The organism is Blautia sp. 210820-DFI.6.14 (assembly GCF_020558815.1).
GTDB lineage: Bacteria > Bacillota > Clostridia > Lachnospirales > Lachnospiraceae > Blautia_A > Blautia_A obeum.
Genome location: NZ_JAJCKS010000154.1, coordinates 1 through 221 on the forward strand (window position 1 = coordinate 1; position 221 = coordinate 221).

At 47.1% G+C, this 221-nt stretch carries 1 pseudogene; it reads left to right on the plus strand.

The features are described 5' to 3' along the window. Window positions 1-221: pseudogene (locus LI112_RS18110) on the plus strand (polyribonucleotide nucleotidyltransferase); the annotation flags it as partial.

The window sequence follows — 221 nt, forward strand, 5'->3', positions numbered from 1 at the left end:
TGTTGGTTCAAAAGAAGCAAAAGCTGGGCAAGACTTCTTCCCGCTGTCTGTGCATTATCAAGAAAAAAGTTACGCTGCCGGCCGTATTCCCGGTGGTTATTTGAAGCGTGAAGGCCGTCCATCAGAGAAAGAAACTCTGACTTCTCGTTTGATCGACCGTCCAATTCGCCCACTGTTTCCAGAAGGCTTTTTGAACGAAGTACAAGTGGTTTGTACTGTGG